Origin of the sequence: Bacillus pinisoli (assembly GCF_023036475.1) — a bacterium.
In the GTDB taxonomy this organism is placed as follows: domain Bacteria; phylum Bacillota; class Bacilli; order Bacillales; family SA4; genus Bacillus_BS; species Bacillus_BS pinisoli.
Map to the genome: position 1 here is coordinate 20,594 of NZ_JAJQKI010000008.1, position 22,453 is coordinate 43,046.

Genomic DNA, 22,453 nt, shown 5'->3' on the forward strand with positions numbered 1-22,453 from the left:
TGATAGAAATGGAAATAAATACGATTTCATGGTTGGGGAAACTATCACAAAAAGATAAAGTATTACTAGTTAATCCACCGGTCCAGGAAGTTAGATATGCTTGGTTAAAATGGAATCAACCTCTTGACCTCTTACTTTTAAGTAGTAAATTAAGAGAGGAAATAGGTTGTAGCGTTGAAATTTTAGATTTTATGCTTCCAGATGAAAATGGGAGGGTAACAGCTAAGGAATATAAACAAAAAACAATAAAAAATACAAGTTATAAGACAAGACTATATGGTACTCCGCTAGAACAGATATCCCAAAGGCTTGACCTCGTCTCTTCTAGTTGGAAGCCTACTCACATAGTTATTACATCACTTACTTCATATTGGTATGAACCAGTTTTAAGGTTATTACCGTATTTTAGGACAACATTTCCCGATGTATCTATTAGTTTAATTGGTGCGTTTCCTGCTATTGAAACAAACGAAGCTTTAAAAACAGGAGCTGATTTTGTTGTAAAGGGAGAGTTTGCTTCTAAACACTATCTCCCTAATTACAAAATTTATAAGAGTAATATATCTTCTATATTAAATGACAAGAAAGATATTAATTTTGGTGCAGTTCGTTTTAATAATGAGAATAAAGTTGAAAATCTATACAAACAGATTATAAGTTTGCAAGAAAGTAATATCAAAGACATTGTTATTTATGATGAAGATATTCTGAAAAATGCTCAAGAAGAATTGTTGGATGTATTTGAACTTCTGGATAAGAAAAATATCAATGTTAATTTTCATGGTATATGTGGTTTACAACCGGCCAATGCCAAAGGAGATATATATCATAGAATGCTTAAGGGTGGATTTAGGTCCTTCTTCTTTGAATATGAGCTTGAATCTAATGAACTTAATTTAGATAGTTATAAAAAAATCTACTATGACCTAATTGAATATAACTCTATAAGGAAAATTCCCTCAGGGAGTTTAGCTGGTTTTTTAATGATAGGAACTCCAGACGATGATTTAGAGAAAATGTTTAAGCATAGTTTTAATATTTTAGAAACTTGCACTTCCTTAATACCAAAACCTTTTACCCCACGTCTAGGTTCAGAGCAATATAAAAAAATTACTGCTGAATTAGGTGTTGATTACTTATCACCACATTTGTTTCCAATGGCTGATACGAATGGTATTACAAGATCTGAATATAAAGATTTCTATCAACATGCGGCCTTCTTAAACGAGAAAAGAAATGGTAATTCCTTTAATTATTTTGATGGATCGTATACAAGTGCTTCATTACGGAAAAGCTTAGGCAAGAAAGTTGGTACGATATGAAAAAGAGAAATAAGTTAGCAATTTTAATAAATCCACCTATATATGATACTCAATATTGGGCAAGATGGAGCCTTCCACATGGATTGTTAAAAATTGGGACATGGCTACGTGATGAGGGGTATGACCTAAAACTATTTGATTGTTTGAATCCTTATGGTGAAGATAGTGGTGTTTCTGGCAAAGCAGTAGACTTTGAGAGTTATGATGCAGTTAGAAAAGAAAAGAAATCTGTTGCTGTACTGGGAACAAATATTGAAAAAGAAGTACAACCGTCTTATAAATTAAAGACTAACGAAAAATGGAAGTATACATTTGGAATGCCAAGATTTTTACTTGAACAAAGATTAACAGAATTAAAGGATGATATTAAACATAAAAATTACCAGGATATAGAGGTTTGGATTACGTCAATAATGACTTACTGGTGGGAGAGTACTAGGGATGTAATTGAAGTTGCTCTAAACGTATTCCCTAATGCTAAAATTAGGGTTGGGGGAATCTATCCAACCTTAACACATAAATATAATCATCCGCAAACAAAGCTAGGCATAGACCCTTTAGTAATTAAAGGAGATTTATTAGATCTTAATGACCGAGACCAGATGTCCAAGCATATAGTTGTATATAATGAAGTTCCTGCTGCTTCAAACCTAAACTTGGCACTTGATTTATATAAAGATGATGAGAGACCACCTTATACAATTTTAACAACATCTAGAGGTTGCCCTCATATTTGTGCATACTGTGCTTCGAATGTACTTAATGATGGGACAAAAGTAAGAAATAGAACGTTAGAAGACGTAATAAAAGAGATTAAAGAAATGTTTCGGCAAGGAACTCGTGTATTCTGCTTCTATGAAGATAACTTATTGATGAAAATGCGAGAATTCAAGACAATAGTTAAAGCAGTAATGTCAGATAAATCACTCCATGGGATAAAATTATTTGCACCAGAAGGTATTGAAATTGGTGTTGCGATGGGGGATAGAAAGCGTTACTTGTTAAAGATTAGAAACGAAGATAGAATTATCTCTACATTGACATGTGAAAGTCTATATAATTTGAAATTAGACGAAGGTAAAACAGATATTAAACCTGAAGATAAAATGGACCTCACAGTTATTTTAGAAGAAGACCTTACGGAAGGTGCTGTAGAGATAATAGAAGAAACTCCTGAATACATTACAGTTAATGTAGCTGATACGGATACTCTGAGATTAAAAAAGATATATAAAAATCATGGAAGACATGAATTAGTGCTTGAAAATGAAGAAGAGAGTAGTTTAGACCTTTATCTAGTAGGAGTTCCTGAAGTAATATATTTAATGAAACAGGCTGGTTTTGAAAGAATTTATCTTCCTCTTGAGACAATAAAAAAAGAAACTAATGCTCGTTGGAATAGGTCTTGGAACAGTAACCTTGATAGATTCGAAGCACTTCTTCAAGCTTTAACAGAGGTTGGATATGATCCAAGAAGACAGAGTATAAACGCATTTGTTATGTTTGGTTTACCAGGAGAAGACATAGAGGAGATTTATGATACAGCCTTATATGCTTCTGAAAGAGTAGGATCAGTTATACCTATGCTATTTACACCGGTTCCTTCCACACAAGTCTTTGACATGTATCAGGACTATATCCAAGAGAATGGATTTGACCTTCAACATTTAAATGGTAAACTATTACCATTCTATAATTATCTAAGAGACCAAATGGCTGAGACAAACAGTGGCTATGATTTAAAAATAGAAGACTACACAAGGCTAGAGAGTTTTATGCAAAGAATTAATACCAAAGTCCTGGGTGGATCTGTTAATATTTATGGTGATTCAAAAGTTTCGAATTCCTTTAGAAAAGTATTTGGGGAATATGAGTCGGTACTTTAACCAAGTATAAAAATGAAATTTAAATAAAAAATGTCCTGTTAATCAACAGGACATTTTTTATTTCAGACTGTAGACAAACTCGAATAAATTCGAGTATGCCTACAGTCTTTTTTAATTTACAATAATCTTAGTAAATACTAGAGGTGATGGGAAATGATGACGAGAAGCAATAGTATAGAAAGAGATCAATTAGAAATGATTACGTTAGATCAATTAGAAATGATTACGTTAGATCAATTAGTACCAGAAGATCATTTGGTACGGAAGATTGAAAGAGCTATTGATTTCTCATTTATTTATCCATTGGTTGAGGATCTTTATTCAACTTTAGGACGCCCTAGTATTGATCCAGTTGTGTTATTAAAGATGACTTTCATACAATATTTATTTGGCTTACGTTCCATGCGTCAAACCATAAAGGAGATTGAAACGAATGTAGCCTACCGTTGGTTCTTAGGATTTGGTTTTTATACTGAAGTTCCACACTTCTCTACCTTCGGTAAGAATTATAAACGACGTTTTGAAGAGAGCGAGCTTTTTGAACAGATTTTCTATCGTATTTTGAAAGAAATTATGGATCAGGGTCTGTTACGTGAAGACCACATCTTTATAGACTCAACTCATGTTAAAGCTTCTGCAAATAAACGCAAATTTGAAAAGAAAATAGTTCGAAAAGAAGCACGAGCTTATGAAGCGAAGCTTCAAGAAGAACTCAATTTAGATAGAATTGATAACGGGAAGAAACCTTTCCCACCTGAAAAGTTTGAAAAGGAAGAAATAAAAGAAATCAAAGAGAGCACGACAGATCCGGAAAGTGGTTATTACGTTAAAGATGAACGAACTAAGCAATTTGCTTATTCTTTTCATGCTGCCACCGATCGAAACGGCTTTATAATTGGTGCAATGGTAACACCTGGTAATGTTCATGACAGCCATATATTACAGCCATTGGTTCAGAAAGTTATGAATAACGTTAAGAAACCTTTGGCCGTTGCTGCTGATGCTGCTTATAAGACACCTGCAATTTGTAATTTCTTATTAGAAAATGGTATAACACCTGCTCTTCCCTATACTAGGCCGAAAACAAAAGAAGGCTACCTGCGCAAACATGACTACGCCTATGATGAGCACTATGATTGTTATATCTGTCCGCAAGGAGAGATATTGTCATACACTACGACCACTAAGGAAGGTTATCGACAGTATAAATCAAATCCGTTGAAGTGTGTTAGCTGCCCTTTATTAGAACAATGTACTCAGAGTCAAAATCATCAAAAGTTAATACAACGTCACATCTGGGAAGCTTGTGTAGAGGAAGCAGATCACCTTCGTCATACCCCCGAAGTGAAAGAAATTTATGCAAGACGAAAAGAAACAATTGAGCGTGCTTTTGCTGACGCAAAAGAGAAGCATGGTATGCGATGGACTACCCTCAGGGGAATAAAAAAATTGTCCATGCAGGCGATGCTTACTTTTGCTGCAATGAACTTAAAGAAATTAGCCAACTGGACTTGGAGTAGTCCAGAAAATGCTTAAATAATAAGTTTAATAAGGTAGACTATCTGACTCTAAGGGTGATTTATAAGAAATTAACATAATTAAAAAGGCATTTAGGAAAAGAGAAAGCTTCCTAAATGCCTTTTGTCTACACTCTGAAATAAAAAATGTCCTGTTAATCAACAGGACATTTTTTATTTAGTTACTTCTTTATTTTTATATTCTTTTAGTTAGTTAGACTATCGCTAAATAATCTGATACTATTTTAATAGTAAAAATTTTGAAATTATAACTTTTAGAGTTCGGAATTCCAACATAGGAATATACTAGCTCAGCTCCATAAAGGAAATTATGTTTTCGGGAAATGCTAGCTAGGGACGGAAAGACTGCGTTTAAGAAAAAACAAGAAACACATGTTTTATCGTTTTAGTATTAGGTTGTAAAAAAGCTACTTCTTAAGACGGGTATATTTTTTGGTATCAATTTAAATAGGATATAAATATCTTATTTACTCGGGGTTATGGACCTATCTTTCCAAAAATAACGCAGTTTTTATATAAAAAGAAAATCAAGTTAATACATTTTCTTCCAAATATAAAAGGGAATTAATATAGTATAATAGTATGAGTAGAGGTATTTGTTTGAGGGGGATTATTTAAAAAATGCAGAATAATACAAACGATCATGTATTCGGATATGTATTGGAAGTATTAACAACTGGGTTATATCCCAATAATTTAGATATAATTAGAGAATATGTACAGAACGGTTATGATGCTATTCAATCTTTACGTGAATTAGGAGTACGAGGGTCGGAAGAAATTCACATAAATATTGAAGGGAATTCTATAACTATCCACGACACAGGAATTGGAATGGATAGAGACACTGTTGAAAAATATAGATATTTCGGATACTCTGAAAAAATTACAACTAAAAGCACTGGTTTTAGGGGTATTGGGAAATTAGCGGGCTTAAGTGTAGCCAGAGACCTCGAGGTTGTCACATCAAAATATAATATTCCATATCAATATAGGGTTAAATTTCTTGCTTCTAAGATGTTAAACAAAGTAATTGAAGGAAAAAAGGTAGGGATTAACTATCCTTTAAATGAATTAATAAATGATCATACAATTATAGAAGAGTTCCCTGAGGACCCTAATACTCATTACACAAAAGTCATTTTACATGATATTAAAGAGGATGCAAACGACCTATTAAGTACCGAAACATTAATGTCCCATATTGGTCAAGTAATGCCTGTGGACTTTGACGATAATAAATTTAAATTGGGTAAGATAATTCAAGATAAATTGCTATCAAATGTTAACTCTTATAGGACTGTTGAAATTTTTTTAAACGGTCAAAAGGTCTTAAAGCCGTATTCGGATTCAGACGGCCTTTCAGGCCTCACTTTTCATGAAATCCTTTCCGATAATGGTGATGATATAGTAGCTTATGCTTGGGTAATGAAAAATGGTAGTAATTCAAAAGCAATTACAAATGATCAAGTAAAGAATATACGAGCGATCTATAAGGGCTTCATGATTGGTTCAAGTGATATTTTAACAAGTGTTTTGTTTAGCTCAGGACGGCAGTTTTTATCTGGATGGTTTGCAGGTGAGGTTTATATTATGGACGAAGAATTAATTCCAACTTCTGCAAGAGATAATTTTGAAAGTAATGCTGCTAGACAAATTCTGTTTAAAAACCTTAGAGAACAACTAGGGAGGGTTCTAGATAGAACTGCGAATCAAACTTCTAAAGTCAACTCCATAACTAAAGAATTAGAAAAGACTAAAAAAGTGATTCAAAATATCCAGTCTGTGACACCTGAGGAGTTACCTAAAGACGTAATAATACAAAAAAAGAAAGAAATACAAGAAACTACGAAAAAGCTAGAGAGAAAATTAGAGCAAAATAAATCTGCTCTTTCGAACGAGCTAAGAAAAAATGTTTTTAAGATTATTGAAGATTTAAATCAAGAAAAGACAAAAATTGAAGAAATGCAAAACAACAAAAAAGTAAATACTGAGGTCGACTTCAGGCCAAAAGAAAAACAAGTATATGAAATTATGGTTAGTTCAATAAAAACATACTTCAAAAAAGAAGGACTAACAAATGAAGATGAATTAATTTCACATGCATATAAAAAGTTAATAAAAGTGTTTGGTACAAAATCTACTAGTAATTAATGAGGTGTTAAAATTGATTTTAGTGCCAGAAGATTATGATGGACTAAATCTTTCTCCTAATAAGAAGTTACTGATCTCTATGCTTAGAAAGAATCTTTCTGATGACTTTGTTTTATTCTTAGAGATTAATCCAACAGGTATACTTAATATATCATTCGTATTGCTTCATAGAACTCTTGGGGTACTTTGTCTAACAGTTGATGAAGCTAGTCCTCCAGATATCGATGAGTATTTAACAATAGTTAAGCCTATGATTTGGGAGAAGCAAGAAAAGATCTTATTTAATAAGTTAAAACGGGAAAAGGGTCTAGTTTCCGAAAATAATTCATTAAAGTTTGGTTTTAATTGGATATATATATTTTCAAGCATAAATACTCAAGAGTCTAATAGATACCAGGAGTTTTGTAAGAAGCATTGTATATTTAAAGATGCATTCTTTGCTAAGTTTAACAATGAAAATGAGCTTATCCAATTATTTAAGAAGGATGATGTACAAAATGAGGCACTAAATGATGATGAGTTTAATAATTTAGGTTTCGTTTTGGCACCTCATTATTATATCCCGGTAAAAGTTAAAAATATAGAAATAGAGAACAAAGTCAAAGAGATAATTGCCGATGAATTACGACTAGAAACTCAGCAAAGAGAAGTAAAAGCATTATCTTTAGATGCTGAGCAGATAAACATTATTAATCAATTAACAACAGGAGACCAACTTTTGCTGGCTTGTGCAGGGAGTGGAAAAAGTGCTCTGTTAATTGCTAAAGCTTTTAAAATGGCAAGTGTTTATCCGGATAAGAAAATATTAATTACATGTTTTAATACCAACTTGGCTAATTACTATCAATGGAGAATTGATGTTGCTGGGTTCTCTTATAGAAATGTCCAATGTCGAACTTTTCATTCTTTACTCCAACATCTATTAGCAGATAACAATATTAAGAATCCATATAACACATCTTCCGATTCATACTTTAGTGACGTTTTTAGATTAGTAGCCGATGAATTTAACAAAGGGAAAATACTACCACAATATGATGCAATATTTATTGACGAGGTCCAGATTTTTAAAAAAGATTGGTTTAAGTTTTGTTATAATATGTTAATTTCTAAGGAGGAGAATGAACACCTATTTGTAATTGCTGGAGATAAATCACAAAATGTGAATGAAAATATACAAAAAGGTGCTGCTCCATGGCAAGTAGAAGATGAAGGATTTCCAAACTTCGAGAAAAATACCATTAGAATAGAAACAAATTATAGAAACAGTAAACAAATAAATAGTTATATAAATAATTTTGTTACTATAGCCAAAGAGAATCTTGAAAAAGTCGGATATGATTATAGTCAAAAGGAAGACCTATTTCTTCGTGGACGAGCAAAAAGGGATGGTAATGGTCCGGTTGTCATTCCTTCTTCCCGATATGATGAAGTAAAAGAAGTGTTTAGGTCAATTGAGACCTTAAACAATGAACACAAAATCCCTTTATCAGAAATAGCAATTCTTATTCCGCAGAGAACTTATAAAAGTATGAAGTATTTTATTTTAGAATGGTTGAAGGATGAGTTTAATCATAGATATATGGATTATACTCCACTATTAAATGATGAAGATGACTACACTAGATATGGTGAGAGAAAAGGGGTTTCTATCTGTACAATTGAATCTGCACTGGGTTTAGATTTCGAGGCAGTGATTATATGTGGCCTGTTTCCTCTTGGCTTTTACCATAAGGCTTATAAAGAAGAACAATTGTTAGACCGTTCTATTTCTATTGAAGACCTAGAACAAAGAAAAGAAAATTTTTTTAAAAATATTAACCAACTCTATACTGGTATGACTCGAGCTAGAAATCACCTTTATATTGTACTAAGTAATACCCAAAGTAATATTTACAGTAATATATTAATAACCTCACAAGATGAGGAGGGGAACAATGATTATTCTTAAAGATAGCGGGACCTTTAATAATACCCTTAACAGCTGGGTGTATAAAAGTGACCTAACTCCAAATGACTCGATATTATTTGAGACAAGCTATGTCGTTATAGGTGATATTTTTGATTCTTCGGATATAACTGCAAACTATAATCTATTTGTTTTAGGAGACATGAAAGTAGACAAAATCCACGTAAAGAAGGACCTCTTTGTCTTAGGAAAAATTACTGCTAACGAAATTAAAGTAACTGGGGACTTAAGCTGTGAAAAAGACATTGAATGTAAATCAATCCAAGTAGGAAGGTCACTATCTACAAGGAGTTTACAAACTGAACTCGGGGATATTGGAATAAATCTTCATGTTGAAAGTGCATTTATAGATGATAAGTTAAATGTAGGAAAACAAATTATTTGCTTAGAGGGTATAGCTGGTACAGGAGTTTGTAAAGCAAATGAAATACTTATAAGAGACTATAAAAATATTGCAACTGAGTGTAATCAACTATTAGTCCTTAATAATGAATTCAAAAAAGAAGAGCCTTCAAAGAAAGAAGGGTCTAACTTAGAATTGACAAGTTTAATGAGTGAGGACCTATTTGAAAATGATCAATTATTAGAAGAATACTCAAAGTTACAGTTCAACATAAATAATTCACTAATAAATAATTTTGAAAATTATACAAAAAAAATAGAGGAACAATATGATTATGATGAAATTAGTAAAAAGTTTATTGTTCTTCAAAAGAAGTTACCAGCATTGAGTAATTATGTTGAAAGTTATAATAAAATAATTAGATTTTCTGAGAAAAGTAGCATCTCTAATGTTGAGGAATTTATTAGTCTACTGAACCTAAAGCACGCAACCCCGAAATTTTTATATAGTATATCAATTGTTGAAGATGTGTTAATAGGTTTTTATAATCTACAAAAGAATTCATTAAAAGAACTTGAGGTTATTAATACAAACATAGACAATGTTATACATAATCTGTATTTTTTAAACCAAAGGAAGTATTTACTGTCTTCTCATGAATTCCAAATTTTATTTAACAAGTTAACTTCTCATATAAAATTAGGTGGTCAAAATGAAACAGAAGCAATTAAAGAAAACCATGACCACGAATTATCTGAGCTGTTTAATAACATACCTGAAATAAAGCATGGGGAAGTTCAAATAAAGAAAATAGTAAGAGCTAAAGGAATTCGATCTAAGGTGGCAGTATATTCACATGATGTCTCTATTGACCCTGTTGGTGCATGTATTGGTTATAAGGGAGAAAGGATAGAGAAAATTATGAATCGACTAGACAATGAGAAGGTTGATATTATACTTTGGTCCGAAAATCACAATGAGTTTGTTAAAAATGCACTAAGTCCTGCCAAAGTATCGAAGGTTGAAATTATAGGGGATAGTGCACAAGTTGAGGTTTCAAGTGACCAATATACTTTTGCAATTGGAAGAAGAGGAATTAATGTTAAATTAGCATCTGAAATAACAAATCTTACTATTGAAGTAAAGATGAAGTGAGTGAGGAGGAAAGTTATTAATGAGTGTTAATCAAAATAAAACGTTATTTATGAATAGAGTTTTAGAGGATTTTTGTGATGAGATTAAAGGAACTAATAAATATAAGATTATTGATAATCATCCAGAAGAAGAAATACTAGTCGGTAAACTCTCTCCAATTCACAATCAGCAGAATGATGAAAATACTTCAACAACAAACATAAGCAGGATTGGGATGGATTTCTTTATAACTGAGGAAACATTTATTAATAGCACTTTTAATATCAAACCAAAGGGTGAATTTTATTACAGAGTATTTCCTACTCTTGAAGAACAAAGAGAATATATGCTCAAACAGGCTAGGAACCATTTCAATAAAGAGTTCAGCACTTATAATGAACTTGTAGATTTTATACAAATAGATGGCAAAGAATATTCACAAGAGGTTGTTTCTGTTTTCAAGAAGCTTTCAATCCCCGATGACTTAATTATATCAATAACCCCAAGAGAGATCTATAAAGAAGAAAAAAAAATTGGGATATATAGTTCGGAAGAAGACCCTGGGTCAAAAGTTAATTTATACTTAGATAGGATAAAAGAACAGATTCAGGATAGCAAAGAGACCTACGGAATGGTAAGAGATAATATTGAGTTGAAGCACTTAAGGAATAAAGAAAGTTGGTCCGAACTATTAAGGAATTATTCTAGAGATAAAAAAGCTCCTAAAATGAATATAGGTATAGAATGCGAAATTAGAAAAAATGGAAATGAATACAAAGTCTCAATTTCAATAAAAAATCTAACAGATACCGATACTCATAAGAAAGACAAAGTAAGAAGTAATACTCTTTTTAATTCAGGCCTGGAGGTAGAAGTTTTAAACGGTGACATTAAGCCTATAATACTTCCTTATTTTGAAGATGATTATAAATATGATAAGCGTCAGAATGCTATCGGCCATAATTGTACCGTATTAGAAGAAGGGGATAAATTAATAACTACGCACCTCCCTATATACGAACAAAAAAGACTAAAAACACGAGACGATATAAAGGCTTATTTTGAAGACTTAATAGAAAATCCAGTTCAAGCTCTTGAGAAGATTTCCTTTGAAATGGATAAAGAGTATAAAAACTGGAAAGATGATTATGAAAATAACATCTCTAATAATTTAATTACTGAAAAAGGTAAGGACCAATTTAAAAAAGAATTAGATAATTTTCAAATTGAAATAAATAGGTTTAAAAATGGAATTCGAGTTATAAATGAATATGAATTAATAAGAGAAGCCTTTATATGCACAAATAAAGCATTTAGTACTTCTTCAAAAGGCTATGCAAGCTGGAGATTATTCCAAATCGTATTTATTGTGTCAAATATTCCTGATGTATGTACAAGTGAATATACAGAAGATGAAATGGGACCTTGCTATATTGATAAGGTTGATCTATTATACTTCCCAACTGGTGGAGGGAAAACGGAGGCATTCCTAGGGATTACAATCTTTAATTTGTTTTTCGACAGGCTTAGAGATAAAAATGCTGGGGTTACTGCTGTTATTAAATATCCATTAAGATTATTATCCGTCCAACAGGTTCAAAGACTTGCGGATATTCTAGCTGTAGCTGAAATTATTAGAAGAGACCATGAAGATATGCATGATAGTGAGGAGTTCTCATTAGGATATTTTGTTGGTGATAACAATACTCCCAATAAAATTACAGACAAGATAGCAGAAAAGTTTTTAAATATGACTCAAAAAGACCTTAATGATGAGTATCAAGTTATAGATGTATGTCCTTATTGTAGAGAAAAATTAGTTAACGTGGAATTTATTAAAGAAGAACTTCGTTTAGTTCATAGATGTAGTAATAACAGTTGTAACTCAAATGGAATACTGCCTTTCTATATGGTAGACCGAGAGATTTATCGATATCTCCCATCTGTAATTATTAGTACGATTGATAAATTTGCTTCAGTCGGTGTACAAGCAGATTTTAGAAATATACTTGGTGAAGTCACTCAAAAATGTTCAGACCACGGTTATTCTAGTAGATTATCTTGTACTGAAAGAGGATTTTGTAAGGATATAAGTAAGCTTGAGAGAATTAAACTTAAGGACCCAGCTCCAACTTTATTTATTCAAGATGAATTACACTTGATTAGGGAATCATTAGGGGTCTACGATTCACATTATGAAACCTTTATACAATACTTTGTAAGAAATCTGTCTTCTTCAAGGAAGAAAATTAAAATAATTGGTGCAACTGCAACAATATCAGCTTATAGAGAGCAGTGTAACCATTTATACTTAAAGGACCCAATCCGCTTTCCCTGTGAATCACCATACCTTGATAGAAACTTCTATGCATATGTAGATAATAATGAAACACATAGAAAGATAGTGGGATATGCACCTTTTGGTAAGGCAATAATTAATAGTGTTGTTTACTCACTAAAATATTTGAAAATAGTTTTATGGAAATACTATATAGAGCCTGAATTAATTCTAGATATTCCTGATATGAAATTAAATAATAAAGAAGAGGCTCTTAAATTACTAGAAGACTATTGGATTTTCCTACAGTATAACAATGTTAAACTAGATGGAAATAAAGTTTTAAGTGCATTAGATGACCCAATCAACACAGAATTAAAAAATGAAAACATACAAACTTTTGATCCCCGTAAAATGACGGGTGACGATAGTTTCCAAGACGTAAGGAAAGTATTAGCTGAAGTTGAAACGACTAAAGATGTCTATAAAGGATTAAACCTAATTGCAGCTACAAGTATGATCTCACATGGTGTAGACGCAGATAAATTTAATTTAATGTTCTTCTTTGGTATGCCTAATAATACAGCAGAATATATACAGGCATATAGCCGTGTAGGACGTAAATATCCCGGTTTAGTATTTATGATAATGAGGCCAACACGCGATAAAGACCAGAGTTATTTAAAGAATTTTATTAAATTCCATGAATTTAAGGATATTCTAGTAGAGCCAGTACCAATAAACCGTTGGGCAACCAAAGCAATTGAAAGAACTTTTCCGGGGATACTCTCTGGATTACTTCTAAATTATTATGATTTCCATTTGCAAAAGCAATTAGGAAATAATATTTATATGATGAGCAAACTTAAGGAAGTTATATTATCTGAGAAAATCAACAAAGCAGAATTAATAAATCATATTAAGCTTGCATATCAGAGTAATAGTGGGTCCATAGGAAAAATTTATGATGAATGGATTGAAAGTGCAGTGGAGAAGTTTTTTAACAATATCGAGGTTGAAGACTTTAGCCCAAGAAGTAAAAGGGACGTATATATTACCCAGGGTATGGAGAAATTAGACTTTCTAATTCCAATGAACAGTTTACGTGATACTGATACCCCTATTATTGTAGAAATGAAGTAGGAGGTTATAAAATTGAGTAGTAGTGATTTGCGAGATAACCAGATGCAACGAGGATTAAACCAGGCACTATATAAATATTTGCCACACTCATGGATTGACTTTTATAAAAAAGTAGACCGCACTCCTTACACAGCTTACGTAACTCAATGGAATAGTGAAGAAATCCCAAAGGAAGAATTAAACAAGAACAGATTGTTATTAAGAGTTTCGAGAACAGTGGAAGAGTTTAATAATCATGGCAAAATAAAAGATTATATCTTCCCAATTAATGAAGAAACATATTCTGTTCGGACATTGGTTCCAGGGGTTAATTCTGATGTTATAACAGAAGTGAACCCACTGACTTTTTTCTGTGGGAACTGTTCAAAAGTTCATAGCTATAATACTAGTGAGAATTTCTTCAGATACAATCCGAATAGAACTTGTACAGCATGTAAGGTGGGAACACTTAAACAATTAAATTTAGTTTACGCTTGTGAATGTGGTTGGGGAGGTCCTGTCGAACCAATTGGATGTAGAGTCCATGGGAAAGACCACTTATATTATAATGGTAACTTTTCTTTTAGGTGTAAATTTGAACCTCATAGAAAGATTGAGATTAGAAGGAAATGCCCTTCATGCGATAAGAAAAAAGACTTGTATACAAAAAATGCATTAGACATGTCTAACTATCTTCCTAAAAGTTTAACAATGATTGACTTGGTTGATGTTGACCTTGATAAATTTTTAGAAACGAATACAGATGGTAGTAGAATCGTAATAAGTAATTGGTTAGAAAAAATAAATAAGAAAGAATTAAATAAGATTGTAAAAAATAGTAGTAAAAATGATCCTGATGATGAAAGTGACCGTCTTCAGGATCTTATAAAGACTTATATGGAAAAATTACAAGTTTCAGAAGAGCAGGCTACCATGATAGCACGAGTTACTCTTTCTAGTGAGTCTAATGAGACGGTAGTAAATGAAGCAGTTGATGATATTAACCAATCAATTCTAAACCTTAACCCAAATAATTTAAATGATTTGGCTGTACAGTTTCTAGAGTATGATACAGTATTAAACCCACCAAATTCTTATGTATCTACGTTAGAAAATGCAATTAAAGTTTCGAGAAAGCTTAATACAAATGCTAATCCTGAACAATTTGAGCAGTTATCTAAAAAGTTTGGATTTAAACATGTACAGGCAAGTGGTGATATACCTTTTATAATGGCATCATACGGATATACGAGGAAAGAGACAGATCCGGGTAAAGCAACATTAGTCGGGTTTCCAGCAGAAAGAAAGAAAAAGAATATTTACGCTGCAAAGATGAGTACTGAAGGAATTTTATTTGAACTTGATAGAGCTGCAATTATTAAATGGTTACATAAAAATAATATTATCTCTGAACAAAGTGTTCCTGATTTGACTAACGAAACTGAATTAAAAAAATGGTTTATAAATCATATTAACCCTGGTGCTATAACAACATTCTCCCAGATAAATGAGAATACAGATAAGATAACATATTATGTTTATAATTTAATTCATTCAATAAGTCATTCACTGCTAAAGCAGTCAGCTAACTTATGTGGACTTGATAAGAACTCGTTATCAGAGTATATCTTCCCAAATGTTCCAGGTATATTAATTTATTGCCAAAACTCACAGGGCTTAAATATAGGAGCAATGTTTAATATATTTGAAGCTTATTTCGATAAATGGCTTGAATCTACTAAAAGTGCGGTTGAAAAGTGCATTTTTGATCCGATATGTATTGACAGGGACCACGCATGCTCAGGGTGTTTATATTTAAATGAGGTTTCATGTGTTCATTTTAATAAGGACTTGGATAGAAGATTTCTGTTAGGTCACTATGATAGAACTACAGATGATAGATTTTACGGATACTGGGAGGACATTTAAATTGGCACAAATGTATCCAAATGACATAGAGCTTATTGATTGTACACAATCTGAAAAGGACTTCTATTATGAGTTAAAACAACAATTATCAGATAAAATTCATGTGTTTTTCTCAGTACGATGGTATTCTCAAAATAACGGAACAAGAGAGAATAGCGAGAGTGATTTTCTAATATTTGATCCGGACTTTGGCTATATTACCATTGAGTTAAAGGGTGGACAACAGATTGAAAAACAAAGTGATGCCTGGATACTACACTTGGGTGAAAATTCATATAGACAGCTAAAGAAAAGTCCTTTTGAGCAAGCCGAAGAAAGTATGAGGTTCTTTAAAAAGTATTTTGAAGATCAATATAAGCAAGTTTTTAATGGTGTTTATGGCTTTGCTTGTGCATTTCCTAGATATAATGTGCCAGAAGGTTTTGGCACAGATGCTCCTAAAGATATTATTATAGATTTTTCTGATATGAGTAACTTAAAGAATAAGATCAATAGCATCTTCCATTATTGGAGTTCAACTAGAAGAAGCCATGTATTTTTAGTTGATGAAATAAGAAAAAAATTCATAAATCTAATTAATAAACGAATAAATATGTCTACGATTTCTGGTGCAGTACTAGAAAATCAAGATAGAAAAATGAGCATTTTAAATAGAATTCAAGAAAACTACTTAGATTTTTTAGAGAATTATTCGCATGCCTTAATTGCAGGTGGTGCAGGAACAGGTAAGACTTGGCTTGCAGTTAAAAAAGCTATTAGAGAAGCTGAGAAAGAGAAAGATGTATTGCTTCTATGTTTTAATAATGATTTAGGAGAATTCTTAAAAGAACGTCTATTTGAGTATAGGAATATTACTGTCAATACATTCTGGCAATTTGTTAAAGAGCAATTAGATGAAAGAGACTTCCTTACAATATCAAGTGATAAGGAGTTATTAGGGGTTTTTGATAAAATTGCGAACAAATCAAACTTAAAAAAATTTAATTCTATAATTGTAGATGAAGCCCAAGATTTTAATGAAGAATGGGCTATGACTATTAGGTTATTTTTACGCGATGAAAGTAGATCTGAACTTTATGTACTATACGATACTGAGCAAAATATTTTTAATAGAGATTTCAAGAATGGATTTATGATAGAAAGTCCCCCATTTAGACTAAAAGAAAATTTAAGAAATACATCTGAGATTATGAAATGGGTTAAAGATAAGACCCAATTAGGATATTATACTAAGGCAAATAATATACCGGGAGTTAAGCCAGAATTCTCAACTCATAATAGAAAAAAAGATGCTAGAAACAGGTTAGAGTCTATACTAAAGCAATTAGTGCAAAAAGAGTTAGTAAAACAAACTTCTATCACAATCCTTTCTAATAGAATAATAGAGAACTCAATTCTAAATGGTAAGAATACATTAGGGCCTTTTACTTTCGCAGAATCGAGGAAAGATATAACCGATGAGCAGGTATTATTTCGAACAGTACAAGGGTTTAAAGGATTAGAATCAGATGTAGTAATTTATTTAAAGCATAATAAACACCAAGTAAACCCAAGAGAATCCAGTCGAAAGACAGATTTTGTCGCGTATACCCGGGCAAAATTCTTACTATTTGTTATTGAATATCTAGAATATTAAAATTATAGACTAATAGGTTATAGAAAATAAAAACACCATGGCCAATATGAGCTGAGGTGTTTTTTTAGTAAGGTTATTAAGTGAAAATAAAAGTGTATGATTAAATGAAACTCCCAATCATACACTGGCCCTAAGCTGATTATCTAATCTCCTAAATTCTTTCCATTTATGGTAGAATATATTTAAAACTTTAGTCTGAGGTGGTTGGTAATGACATCTGAATCGGATGACCTTAAATTACAAAGGTTGACTGACATTAGTTTTAGCCTGGAGTATCAGAAAAAATGGGCTGATAAAAGAACCAAAGACCACAATACTTTAATGCTAACAAATAACAATAAAAACACTGTTACAAAGTCAGATGAACTGTCTGCTATTACTAATAACTTAAGAAATCTTTATTTAGAACTTGATATTGTACAAGAATTAACATTAGCTTCCTCAAATGGAGTAAGGCTTTTGGAAACAATTGATACTAACCTGAGATATCTTGAGGACAGCCTTTTAGCTAAGTTAAGCGTTTTAAATCCTGATGGTTTAACGTTACAAAATCCTATTGGAATTAATGAAAGTTTAATATATAAACATCATTTTTTAGAAATGTTACTACAAAACTTAAAGGAAATTCAGGTACATGAAGTAGGGCATGAATACGAATTAATACTTAACGACATAAGAGGTCTGGAAGAGATGCAAAAAATATTAAAAGCAGGGGTGACATATGAATAAAACATTTACACTAACAAGTATTCTTGATTCTAAAGATCGAAATAGTTATGTAAATAATTTAGAAAATAATAAAGATGATTTGATTCAATTACTTGATTATTTAGATGCTTTAAATAGTCATGATAGGGATGAAATAAAAAATCTAAATATCCTTTATAGTATTGTTGGCATAGATATAAAAATTGCCATCTTAAAGAAGGTAATTAGATTAGTAAACATAGAAGATAGATTTTTCACTCTCGATTATTTCTTCGAACAAGAAAATTTAATTGAACAAGATGTAAAGGAATATAAATTTAGCATTAATAAAAGTTTATCAGAAGCTTTCCCAGGACTAAAATTTCTAATTATGTACAATGATAATATTCCAATAAATAAAGAAGTTATGAAAAATCTAATGGATATTCATAGTCTGGTTAATAGGTTTAATAACGACTTACTAAAGAAAACAATACATAAAAATTTAGAAGTAATTTGGGATAATATAAGAGAGTTTCTTATTACTGAAAACAATGAAGAAATGCTTGAGAATGTTTTTAAATTCATTGATGTTTTTTCGGGCAATTCAAACATAAGAACTAAATTAACCAAACAACAACAGTATATGTATACTAGCTTTAAGGTTGGAAGGTCGTTAAATAAGGTTAATTTAAATGAAGATACTAACGAAGTAGTTAATAAGGTTAATGAACATCCTAAAGAAGTAGTTAGTAGGGAAAACTTAAATGAGGATATCAAAGATATAGTTAATAAAATCAGTCCAAACGATAACACAAACGGCGTAGTTAATAAAGTAGAAGAAGTTTATGATGAAAATATAAATAATGATCACAATAAAGATTTCGCAAATTTGAAGGATTATAATGGTTTTAAGGTCTATCTTATTAATAATCTCATGAAAATTTCTGAAGAAGATCTAAAGAATATCTTTAATAAAATGGAAAGTTTTACTATAGGTGAAAAAAGAGAATTAACATTTCTTTTACTTTTAGCAATGGATAATATTATCAAGGAAAAAACCTTATTATTTCTAGTGAATGATGGAATCGCTGAATTTTTACCTACAAAAGATATCCTGAAACTTGTTTTACACTTTGAAGATTCATTAGATAAAAAACTGGAGTTAATTAGAAATATATCAAATAACAAAAATAACATCTTATTATTTGATGTCATTTTAGATAATGTAAGAGAACCTATTTTAGGATTAAAATATGTTTCTCAACACGATGAAGACACCTTTATTAACTACTGTATTAGTAGAACTAATAATACAAACGAGGTACTTTTACTTTGTGAGAGTATTGTAAACCATAATAAGTTTAATATTTGGGAAAGGCTTAAGGTTTCTTTTTTAGAAAAGGCTATGAGTCATACTGATACAGTGTTTAATAAAATCGATTTCGTTAAACAAACAGGTTTGCTTAGAGAAAATGATCAGAAAATTCGATTATTAGTCTATAATAAGCTATTTATGTTAGAAAGTGATTTGTGCTCAGCTATAGATTTAGTCCTTGACAATATGGATTATCCAGAAGACATTTTTATATTTCTAGATGGATTATATAAGACACTTGATGAAGAAGCAAAAAAGGTGTTACTCAAATATGTTACAAAAGTACTTAAAGAAGACCAAGAAGCTTATATAATAAAGTCAAACCTTAGGAAATCTAAAGATAATGAATTTACTAGTGACTATATTCTTAATGCATATAAATCTCTTAAAGAAAATTATGAATCAATGAAGTTCTCAAATGTAAATGAAGTTACAGTTAGGGAAGATAATACTTTAAATATCACTAAAGGACTTACTAATTTTATAAACAAATTTGAATTAAGGTTAGTGGATTATCAAAAAGACGATATAGAAAAGGAGTATATTATTGAGGAGTTAAAGGCATTTAAACACCTACTAAGAAATTCTCTAGAGGATGTTGGAATTAAACCGTTGATCCCCCTAGATAAAGATAATGTTAATTATCACTATAGACACCATGAACCACATAATAGTTACAGACAACCAAGTGAAGGTGAACTATGTTCAGTAATAACACATGGGCTAAAGGTAGTTTATAAGGGTGTTGATGAAGTTATATCCTTAGCAAAAGTTGATATTGAGGTGGATCATAATGAATAAGTACAAGTATGGAATTGACTTTGGAACTAGTAACTCATCAATATCTATTATGGTACCAACTGTCAATGGTCTAGAAGTAAAAACTTTAGAACTTGAACCTGGTGATCTTTTTAGAGAGGTTGTTGCTTCTAGAATTGCATTAGAAAAAAATCTTAAACCAATAGAAATAGGACGTTTTGCTTCAATGGCTTTTGCAAGTGGTGAAGCAGCATATTATATTGATCATATTAAATGGAAGTTAACGGATAAAAATATAATCAACCTTAAAGTTGATGGTATTGACTTAGCAACCAATTTACTAAAACATATTAAAGAAAAGATTAATAGAGTTGCTCATCCTGAAGCAAAAGGTGTAGTGTTTGGAATTCCTATAGGATTTACTGATTTTGAGAAGGAGATCTTAATAAATGCTGCAATAAAAGCAGGTTTTGTAAAAGATTCTCAAGAAGGAAGAAATAGTATTGAGTTTGTGTCAGAACCTATTGCAGTAGCTTTAGATTATGGTATGCAATTGCATAAAAATGAAAATATACTTGTTTTTGATTATGGCGGAGGAACCCTTGATATAGTTATTATGAACATGTCAAAAATAAGTTCAGGTAAAGAGGTCAAGCCCCATGAGGTGTTGGCTAAAGCAGGGCGTAAAATAGGTGGCGACTTTCTAACTTGGAGGTTCTTTTTAGAAGGATTTCTACCTAAATATGGTAGGTATGAGTTGAAAAGAGAGTTAGGATTTGACAATAAAGTTTCGGACGATGAAGCAAGAAAGTTTGGCTTTATGAAACTTAGTAAGCTATTAGGTTTAAACAATGACTTATCTAATAACGGAGAATTAAGAGATGAAATGATTCAGATACATGAAGGTTTAATTCTATTAGATGAACTAGAAAAATGTAAATGTAGGCTATCTTTTAATGATACAGCAATACTAAGTGTTATGATTGGTAAACTGTCAATTCCAAGGCTAGATTTCACTGTAGAAGATTTTAGTAAAAGTATTATAAATGAAGTTCATGAAGCAGAACTTGACGTTAATAACGCACTTTCAAGTTCAGGATTAGAAAAGCAGGACATAGATATAGTCTTATTAGCAGGTGGGTCATCTTATATACCAGCTTTTCAGAATATGTTAAAGGAGTTATTCGGTGAGAAGAGGGTTAAAAGCTCTGGCAACCAAATGACAAGTATTACAAGAGGATTAGCTATTGCTGGGTACGAGAGTAATAAAGGCAAGGTTCAACAGGTAGAAGACATTGTTGATTGTAATTATGGAGTATGGAATACAACAAAAGGTGAAGTTTCAGTTATTATACCTAAAGGGGAAAAAATTACTAATACACAAATTAATAAAAGTACGAGAGCAGGAATCTGTAAGAAATATAGATTGTTAGATTCCTCTTCCAATTTAATCGAGTTAGATATTTACCAAGAGAAAGAAAAGATATCAACCATTAAGGTACCAATTGGTCAAAATGAATCTAAAGATGAATTTGCAGTTTATTTTTCAATTGACCGTTCAAAAGGATGGCTACAGGTATCCGTATTAAATATTATTAAAAATCGTTGGATAGACATCCCGTTCAATAGAGATAAAGTAACGATAAAACAATAAAAGGAGCAACATTTATGGAAAAATATTCTTATAATCTTAAGACATCAAAAGGTGAAAATCTATTATTTCCTGTAAGAAATCAAAGCTTTAATATTGACTATCAGGAAGGTAAAGTATTAGGTTTTGGAAGAACAGCTGATGATTTATTTTACGTAGAAACCACCGTTGGAAACCACACTAAAAAGTATGTTATTCAATCTGGTGGTTACATTGAAGAGGTTGGAGAAAATAGTAAAGGAAAAGTCGAAGAAGTAGTTCCAAGTAATAGAGGAAAGATTGAAGAAGTAGGAAAGAGTAAAGCTGGGAAGATAGAAGAAGTAGAAGATAGATTAGTGGGAAAGGTTGAAGAGATATAATATGATCTTATAGAGAGACTGACTAAAAGGGGCATTAATTACCTTTTGATGTCAGTTTTTTCTTTTATCTTTTTTAAAATTTCTGGACCTAATGTTTTTTTCTCATTTTTTTTCAATCAGTTTCTTAGATTATGAATAGGTCATTAGCATTTTTTAGAATATGTTTACAAAAATCTATATAAAGTGTGGAAAAATGATATTTTTACCAGTTGAATATTTGTGCAAAGTAACATGTCTAATCTTCTATCTCTCCTGCAATCTTGGGCACAAAGGAGATAGACTGATGTCAGAAAGGGACCAATTTTTTA

13 protein-coding genes are annotated in these 22,453 nt (G+C 31.3%); all 13 read left to right on the top strand.

All coding sequences use genetic code 11. The features are described from left to right. Positions 1 to 8: 8 nt before the first annotated feature. A complete protein-coding gene (locus LT143_RS12545; RefSeq protein ID WP_246943462.1) occupies positions 9 to 1,322 on the top strand; it encodes a radical SAM protein in 1,314 nt (437 codons plus the stop codon). Next, entirely contained in the window at positions 1,319 to 3,208 is a 1,890-nt protein-coding gene (locus LT143_RS12550) for a radical SAM protein (protein WP_246943463.1), read from the top strand. The genes LT143_RS12545 and LT143_RS12550 overlap by 4 nt, the downstream gene beginning before the upstream one ends. Before the next feature lie 195 nt (positions 3,209 to 3,403). After that, complete coding sequence (locus tag LT143_RS12555) at positions 3,404 to 4,744, top strand: IS1182 family transposase (RefSeq protein WP_418909835.1); 1,341 nt, start codon at positions 3,404 to 3,406, stop codon at positions 4,742 to 4,744. 623 nt (positions 4,745 to 5,367) lie between these two features. Continuing rightward, entirely contained in the window at positions 5,368 to 6,900 is a 1,533-nt protein-coding gene (locus tag LT143_RS12560; protein WP_246943467.1) for an ATP-binding protein, read from the top strand. Positions 6,901 to 6,922: 22 nt separating this feature from the next. Beyond that, positions 6,923 to 8,851, top strand: coding sequence for a DEAD/DEAH box helicase (locus LT143_RS12565; RefSeq protein ID WP_246943766.1), 1,929 nt, complete (start codon positions 6,923 to 6,925; stop codon positions 8,849 to 8,851). Further along, a complete protein-coding gene (locus LT143_RS12570; RefSeq protein WP_246943468.1) occupies positions 8,838 to 10,367 on the top strand; it encodes a hypothetical protein in 1,530 nt (509 codons plus the stop codon). The genes LT143_RS12565 and LT143_RS12570 overlap by 14 nt, the downstream gene beginning before the upstream one ends. Before the next feature lie 19 nt (positions 10,368 to 10,386). Further along, the gene (locus LT143_RS12575) at positions 10,387 to 13,767 is read left to right on the top strand and encodes a helicase-related protein (RefSeq protein ID WP_246943470.1); all 3,381 of its coding nucleotides are present in this window, start codon (positions 10,387 to 10,389) and stop codon (positions 13,765 to 13,767) included. Between the two features lie 12 nt (positions 13,768 to 13,779). Beyond that, positions 13,780 to 15,675: a hypothetical protein gene (locus LT143_RS12580; RefSeq protein WP_246943472.1), complete on the top strand. Its 1,896-nt coding sequence runs from the start codon at positions 13,780 to 13,782 to the stop codon at positions 15,673 to 15,675. A 10-nt stretch (positions 15,676 to 15,685) separates the two neighbouring features. After that, positions 15,686 to 17,311, top strand: a complete 1,626-nt coding sequence (locus tag LT143_RS12585) for an NERD domain-containing protein (RefSeq protein ID WP_246943767.1) — start codon at positions 15,686 to 15,688, stop codon at positions 17,309 to 17,311. Between the two features lie 210 nt (positions 17,312 to 17,521). Beyond that, a complete protein-coding gene (locus tag LT143_RS12590; RefSeq protein WP_246943474.1) occupies positions 17,522 to 18,040 on the top strand; it encodes a hypothetical protein in 519 nt (172 codons plus the stop codon). Then, complete coding sequence (locus tag LT143_RS12595) at positions 18,033 to 20,177, top strand: hypothetical protein (RefSeq protein ID WP_246943476.1); 2,145 nt, start codon at positions 18,033 to 18,035, stop codon at positions 20,175 to 20,177. The genes LT143_RS12590 and LT143_RS12595 overlap by 8 nt, the downstream gene beginning before the upstream one ends. Beyond that, the gene (locus tag LT143_RS12600) at positions 20,170 to 21,789 is read left to right on the top strand and encodes an Hsp70 family protein (RefSeq protein ID WP_246943478.1); all 1,620 of its coding nucleotides are present in this window, start codon (positions 20,170 to 20,172) and stop codon (positions 21,787 to 21,789) included. The genes LT143_RS12595 and LT143_RS12600 overlap by 8 nt, the downstream gene beginning before the upstream one ends. Before the next feature lie 14 nt (positions 21,790 to 21,803). Then, positions 21,804 to 22,145, top strand: coding sequence for a hypothetical protein (locus tag LT143_RS12605; protein WP_246943480.1), 342 nt, complete (start codon positions 21,804 to 21,806; stop codon positions 22,143 to 22,145). Positions 22,146 to 22,453: the final 308 nt, after the last annotated feature.

Excerpts from the sequence above, each read along its gene's own strand:
- LT143_RS12600 (WP_246943478.1), top strand. The coding sequence starts at position 20,170 with ATGAATAAGTACAAGTATGGAATTGACTTTGGAACTAGTAACTCATCA.
- LT143_RS12575 (WP_246943470.1), top strand. The coding sequence starts at position 10,387 with ATGAGTGTTAATCAAAATAAAACGTTATTTATGAATAGAGTTTTAGAG.
- LT143_RS12570 (WP_246943468.1), top strand. The coding sequence starts at position 8,838 with ATGATTATTCTTAAAGATAGCGGGACCTTTAATAATACCCTTAACAGC.
- LT143_RS12560 (WP_246943467.1), top strand. The coding sequence starts at position 5,368 with ATGCAGAATAATACAAACGATCATGTATTCGGATATGTATTGGAAGTA.
- LT143_RS12545 (WP_246943462.1), top strand. The coding sequence starts at position 9 with ATGGAAATAAATACGATTTCATGGTTGGGGAAACTATCACAAAAAGAT.
- LT143_RS12550 (WP_246943463.1), top strand. The coding sequence starts at position 1,319 with ATGAAAAAGAGAAATAAGTTAGCAATTTTAATAAATCCACCTATATAT.
- LT143_RS12590 (WP_246943474.1), top strand. The coding sequence starts at position 17,522 with ATGACATCTGAATCGGATGACCTTAAATTACAAAGGTTGACTGACATT.
- LT143_RS12555 (WP_418909835.1), top strand. The coding sequence starts at position 3,404 with ATGATTACGTTAGATCAATTAGAAATGATTACGTTAGATCAATTAGTA.
- LT143_RS12605 (WP_246943480.1), top strand. The coding sequence starts at position 21,804 with ATGGAAAAATATTCTTATAATCTTAAGACATCAAAAGGTGAAAATCTA.
- LT143_RS12595 (WP_246943476.1), top strand. The coding sequence starts at position 18,033 with ATGAATAAAACATTTACACTAACAAGTATTCTTGATTCTAAAGATCGA.
- LT143_RS12585 (WP_246943767.1), top strand. The coding sequence starts at position 15,686 with ATGTATCCAAATGACATAGAGCTTATTGATTGTACACAATCTGAAAAG.